Here is a 6,057-nt window from a genome sequence, read left to right as displayed (position 1 = left end):
CCGGCCGCCGGGCGGCCCCGCCCCGGCGGGCCCCCCCCCCGGCCACCGGGGGGCGCGGCCGGCGCCCCCCGCCCCCGCCGGGCACCCCCGCCGGTGCAGGGTCCGGCAGGCCGAAGGCCGTCGTACGCGCTATCTCGTCCGGTCCGGGTGCCTCGCCGAGCCGGTGTGGCTTCGCCGGTACGGCGTCGGGTCGTGCTGCCGATGCGCGGCGAGGTGGATCACGGCTTCGGAACGGACGTGCTCCTCCTCCTCGGTGGGCTCCTTCCGGATCCGGTCGAGAACGCCTGTCCACCGCCAGGACCGGCGCGCCGATGAACCGCCGGCCTGTCGACCGGGCTCTAATCCGTCCTCCTGGCGGGTGTCCTGTCGGAGCGCGTCGGCCGCCGCGAGCGCTTCGGCGGACGGCGGACTGTACATCCTGCTGGTGCAGGCCGGCCTCGGCACCGGGAGCGGGCGCTCGAGACCGATCCCGTGCCGGTGGCCGATGACCGACAGGCTGGCACCGTCGGGCGCCAGTGAATGCTGGGCGATCACCCGTCCACGAGGGGTCGCGATCGCCAGGAGGGGGTCACCGAGCCTTCGGCGCACTTCCACGGTGTGGCCGTGCAGATGCCGCGGAACCGCGTAGAGATTGCCCCGGTACGACACCATGCTGTTGGCCGAGACCGTGCGGGTCACGCTGATCCTGGCGGGGTACGGGTCGTGGGGGAGGTCGAGCAGGACCGGCGTGGGCGGCACGGTGCTTCCGTCGCCGCCCCGTGCCAAGGCCTGGCGGGTGTGCATGAGCCTGGCCAGCTTGTCGAGGCTCTCCTGCGCCTCCAGCGGGCCGGTGTCCGCACCGCCGGTCTGCCACCACAGGGCTAGCGCTTGCCCGATCGCCTCGTCGTCGGCGTCCTGCCGCGCCGGACCGAGATCCGAGACGACACCGTAGTGCTTCGCGACCCTGCCCAGCGCCGTGGTCAACTTTCCGCCTCCCGGACAGTGGATCGGCTGCGCCCGGTCGAAGCGCCAGCGCCAGCCGGTCCCGCCGAACTGGCGCAGGATCCGGTCGACGGAGCCGACCAGGTGGCCGAAATCGATCTGCTCCGCGAGCGCCGCGCTCCAGCGCTGGGAGCGGGTCAGGCGTCCCACCAGGACGCAGGCGTGGGTGCTGCCCCAGTCCGCAGGGGGGTCGCAGAAGACGAACCAGCGGAAGTGCACTTCCTCCGCGTCGTCCTGCCGAGCGGGGCGGGTGCGGGGCGGACGCTGGCACAGCGGGCACCTGGGACGCAGCTGATGGGTCCGCAGGGCGCGGGTGAAGGTCGAGTAGCCGCCGTTGTAGCCGAGATCGACGAGTTCGGCGAACAGCGCCGACGCCTCGAAGTGGGCATCGTCCTGCAGCCGCTGGCGGCAGTAGGGGATGAACCGCTCGAACTCGCCCCAGCCGGAGCTGCGGACCCCGACCGTGCGCTTCCCGCTCAGATAGGAGCTCACCGTCTTGCGGTCGCGGCCGAGGAGACGGGCGATTGCGGCGATGGACAATCCTCGGGATCGCAGGGCACAGATGTTGATGTATTCCTCTCCGGTCAGCAATTTTGCTCCTGTAAGGATCCGATACGGATTACGGCTCCCTCGTGGGACCCATGGGAAGCCAGGAAATATACACGAAATCCCGAGGTGGGAGCAGAAAGGATTTTTCAAGACGTCGCCGATTGCTGTGTAATTTGAGTGAGCGAATCGCGCCGCAATCAATTGGCAAAGGCCTCGCGCATGTCGTGTCAAGCCGCACGCGAAGGTCAGCCAAAGAGTGGCCGGATCTCGACTGTCGGATGCTTGACAATTTTCGCAAGCACGCGGGGATGGTTGACTGGAATAGACCTCTGCGGGCGCGACGGCGCTCGCGGTCCTCCCCGGAATTCCGGGCCGCGCACGCATCCGGCCGCCCGTCGCGCCACTGCCCGGCGTGCGGTGGCGCGCACGGCAGCGATCCCGGACGGTCGCACGGCCGGCACCGCCGCTCGGAGAAAAGGTCAGTGGCATATGCGGATGTGCGCGCGCACCCGCGCGCCCCCCGTCCGCTACCGTGCCCGGACGTCGGCCGGGCCGGGCGTCAACGGCAGTTGACACGTCGTGGGCCTGCGCGCCGCACACCGGAAGCGCACGCGGCCGCCAGGGGACCCACCCACGGACGGCCCCGCCGGTGCGGCCGGGAAGGTCCGCGCGTCCGACGCGGCCGGGCGTTCGCGCCGGGCGGGCCGTGCTCCCAGCCGCAAGGTGCCGCCAATCGGGTGATGTGACGTCAAGTGCCTTGCCTGCTTGTCACCTCAATGGGTTACTGGAAGCTCCAATCCGGTGGGTCGCCCATCCTCTCCGGGGGAGTGGGGCGTCGGCTGCCGTACGGCCGGTCACTACCGTGGCGCCATGGGCTCCCCTGGCAGGGGCGTGAACGATCCGCCCGCCACCGCGACCGGCGACATCCATCCAGGACGGTCTCGTCCTCACGCCCGGAAAGCGGCCCGGCCACACCCGTGGACCGGCCCACCGGCGCCCGGTTCACCGCCTCGGCCGTCCGTTGCGTCCCCGCCGGGGCCTGGTCCGACCCGCACCGTGCGTAACCTGCGATCTTCCTGGGCCCGCCGTCGCGGCCTTCACCCACCTCGTTCAAGGAGGCAGTCGTGCCCATCTCCCCCAACCAGGGATCGACCGGCGGCGGAACCATCGTCACCATCACCGGCGTCAACCTCGCCGGGGCCACGGCCGTGCACTTCGGCTCCAAGCTGGCCACCATCACCGCCAACACCCCCACCTCGGTCACCGTCATCGCGCCGTCGGGCAGCGGGACGGCCCAGGTGACCGTGACCACCCCGGGGGGCACCAGCAACCCGCTCAGCTTCTACTACGTCGGCGCGCCGTTCAAGGCCGCGCTCAGCGACACCTCCGGGCCGCTGGCCGGCGGCAACACCGTCACCATCACCGGCACGGGGTTGTCGACCGCCACCGCCGTGAACTTCGGGGCCAACACCGCGACGCCGACCGTCGTCAGCGACGGCCTCATCAGCGTCACCGTGCCCGCGGGCACGGCCGCCGGATCGGTCGGGGTGAGCGTGACCACTGCGGGCGGAACCAACAACGGCTTCACCTACAGCTACGTGGACGTGCCCACCGTGGCCACTGTCGTTCCCGGCGTGGGCCCGACCTCCGGCGGCACCCCGGTGACCATCACCGGCACCTCCCTGAGCAGCACCCAGTCGGTCACCTTCGGCGGCACGCCGGCCCCGTTCGTCGTCGTCAGCGACACCGCCGTCACCGCCGTCACGCCGCCCGGCACCGCCGGGGCCGTCGACGTCACGGTCACCAGCGCGGGTGGCAGCGCGACCGCCGTGGGCGCGTTCACGTACATCGCCGGCCCGGGCATCTGATCCGGAAGTCAGGCCACTGGCCACCGGACCGCACGGCCGACGAGGCCGTCTGCCCGGGCGGGACCGTCATCGGCCGCGCCCGGGCAGTCTCGTCCCGTCGTACCCGCCGCCCGGTTCCCCGCCGGCCCCGGGGGAACGGAGCCGGCCGCCCGATCGCGCAAGGGCCGGCGGCCGTGGGCGCCGCGATCGGGCGGAGGCCGAGTACCGAGGCCACGGCCGCCGCGCAGGACGGAGCCACCCGCGTCGAGGCCGCGGCGGGCACCGTACCGGCACGGCCGATCCGGGAACCGCTCCCGGACGGTTCGGGGACAGCGGCGACCCGCACCGCCGGGCGACAGCGCTGCGCGGCTTCACCGCGGCAGCGACCACGTCAGTGCGGCAGGGCCGGCCGGTGAACCGGCCGGTCGCGGTCGCGACGTGGAGGGGAACCGAGCAGCCGTCCCTGGGTCTACAGCCGCGTCAACGGCATGGAGACCGCGGATCGCTGTGCCTGCACGTCCGCCGCGCAACCGGTTCCCGGCAGCACCTGACCGGCCGGTCCCGCGCGCCGGAGAGCAGAAGGCGACGCCCTGGCCCCTGCCGGCCCGCCCCTCGTCATGACAGGAGACCGTCATGACGATCCCTCCGCAAGCCTCCCCGCACCTGCCGCCGACGGACCCGGGCCGCCGGCGCCACCGGGGGGAAGAGGAACGGGAGACGGAACACCGGCCCCCGCAGGACCTCTCGGCCGAGCAGTCCGTGCTGGGCAGCATGCTGCTCTGCCCGGATGCCATCAACGACGTGACCGGCACGGCTCTGGGACCCGGAGCACTCCTACGCCCGCGTACGCCCTGATCCACCAGGCGATCCTCGACCTGGACGCGGCCGACCAGCCGGCCGACCCGATCACCCTGGCGCACGAGCTCGGCGGGGAGGTCAGCATCCCCCGGCTGCGTTCCCGGCTTGCGCCGCCTGAAGTCCCAGGGACGGCTCCCGGCCGTCCTCCTGGTCGACCCCCTGCAGTCGATGACCCCCGAGACCGGCCGGGCCACCGGTCGCACGACCGAAGTGGACGAACTCGCCCGCGGCCTCAAGATACTCGCGAAAGCCTTCGACATTCCGATGGTCGTGGCCGCTCGACTCAACCGGTGCGTCGAGCAGCGCGCGGACAAGAAACCCGCCATGGCCGACCTGCGGGAATCCGGTGGCATCGAGGCCAATGCCAACGCAATCATTCTGCTCCACCAGGAGGACGCCTACGCGAAGGCTTCTCCGCGCGCCGGCGAGGCGGACCTGATCGTGGCCAAGAACCGCATGGGGCGGCACATTCACGGCGGCGGTCGCGTTCCAGGGCCACTACTCGCGTTTCGTCGACATCACCCGCAACGTCACATGACGTCCCCGGGCCCCGGCTTTTGCGGCCGGATCCCACGGCGGACGGCCGACCCGGGGTCACTGGCGGGATTTGGCAGGTCAGCGACTTGGCTGGTGCCGGGCGTGCCGGGGATGACACGGCTGTGAGGCCGGTCGACCCGGCCCCTGCGACAACCTTCAAGCGTCCCCGTGCAGGTCCCGCCCGGACCGATCCCGCAGCGCAACCCCGGGTCGGGAAGGCGCGATCCCGCAGGGTGGGGAATTGGCATGAAAATTTCCCGAAAATGGTCCGTTTTCGCTGATCGGCGTCGGGGCGCGCGCTACGGAATCGGCCATTTCCCGGATTTCGGGAGACGGCCGGGCGCTGCGCCAAGCGGGTGAAAGAAGGTCGGAAGACTTGTCACCGATTTCACCCCTCTGGATTACTTTTCCGTATCCAACCGGCGGGCCGCCCATCCCTCCCGGGGGAAGCGCGCAGTCGGCGCCCGCTGTTGCTTCAGGCGGCGGGGTGACGTACGGCTCGCGATGGGCACCCCCGTGGAGGATGTGGATCCATCTGCCGGCACCGTCTCAGCGGTGCCGGCAGATGCGGCGGCTTACATACGCCAGGAGGCGTCATGCAAGCGATCCAAAGGCTCCGAGGCGTGCTGGTCCGTGCGGCGGACAGGTGGTCTGCCGGCCCCCCTCCCCCGGACCGCCGACGGACGACTTCAGCGCTGTGGTGCTGGGGTCATCTGCTGGGGTGGTACGTGCCGACGGTGCTGGTGGGCCGTCAACCTGCAGGTGGACCGTCGAGGACGGAGAGCGCGACCGCGGCCGACGACGGCCACGCCTTCGAACGGAACTCCTCCGTGATGCGCTCGGCCGAGTCCGTCCGCGGCAAGCACCGGCGGTGCCGGGGGCGGATCGGCCGAGGACGGCGTCTCGGCCGTGCCGGGAAGGCTTCCGACCATGGCGACCGGGCGGATGGCGGCGAGCTCCTCCACTGGGACGAGCAGGTCTGTTCCGCCTGACCCGCCCAGCGACGCACCCCTGACGAGCCCCGGTCGATGTTCCCTCCGTCGACCGGGGCTCCCCGACTCGGCGTCCGTCGTCGCGCATCCCCGGGCGAACAACCGACTCTCTGAAGCCGCTTGCCACGCAGGAGATTCGTCAACTCGAAGACTGCACAGCCTTATGGAGGTATGTCATGGTTGATCACAACATACCTGTGATCGGTTCGGTCAGTCCGGCGTCGGGGGCGGCGGGGTCGGTGGTGACGCTGACGGGCAGCGGGTTCACGGGGGCGACGGCGGTGCGGTTCGGT

5 protein-coding genes are annotated in these 6,057 nt (G+C 71.5%); 4 read left to right on the top strand and 1 reads right to left on the bottom strand.

Annotation, left to right across the window (positions count from 1 at the left end):
* Nucleotides 1–129: 129 nt before the first annotated feature.
* Complete coding sequence (locus ACIBEC_RS38865; RefSeq protein WP_360505589.1) at nt 130–1,521, bottom strand: Mu transposase domain-containing protein; 1,392 nt, start codon at nt 1,519–1,521, stop codon at nt 130–132.
* A gap of 1,133 nt (nt 1,522–2,654) precedes the next feature.
* Here ACIBEC_RS38865 and ACIBEC_RS38860 point away from each other — a divergent pair.
* The 4 genes from ACIBEC_RS38860 to ACIBEC_RS38845 all read left to right on the top strand — a co-directional run.
* Nucleotides 2,655–3,398, top strand: coding sequence for an IPT/TIG domain-containing protein (locus ACIBEC_RS38860; protein WP_360505586.1), 744 nt, complete (start codon nt 2,655–2,657; stop codon nt 3,396–3,398).
* 612 nt (nt 3,399–4,010) lie between these two features.
* Nucleotides 4,011–4,232 (top strand): DnaB-like helicase N-terminal domain-containing protein, encoded by a 222-nt coding sequence (locus ACIBEC_RS38855; RefSeq protein WP_360505583.1) that lies wholly within the window; start codon nt 4,011–4,013, stop codon nt 4,230–4,232.
* Between the two features lie 108 nt (nt 4,233–4,340).
* Entirely contained in the window at nt 4,341–4,898 is a 558-nt protein-coding gene (locus tag ACIBEC_RS38850) for a DnaB-like helicase C-terminal domain-containing protein (protein WP_360505581.1), read from the top strand.
* 1,042 nt (nt 4,899–5,940) lie between these two features.
* The coding region (locus tag ACIBEC_RS38845) for an IPT/TIG domain-containing protein (RefSeq protein ID WP_396290056.1) at nt 5,941–6,057 on the top strand (117 nt) is incomplete at its 3' end.

Origin of the sequence: Kitasatospora sp. NPDC051164 (assembly GCF_044455625.1) — a bacterium.
In the GTDB taxonomy this organism is placed as follows: Bacteria; Actinomycetota; Actinomycetes; order Streptomycetales; family Streptomycetaceae; genus Kitasatospora.
This window is presented reverse-complemented; position numbering and strand designations above follow the sequence as displayed.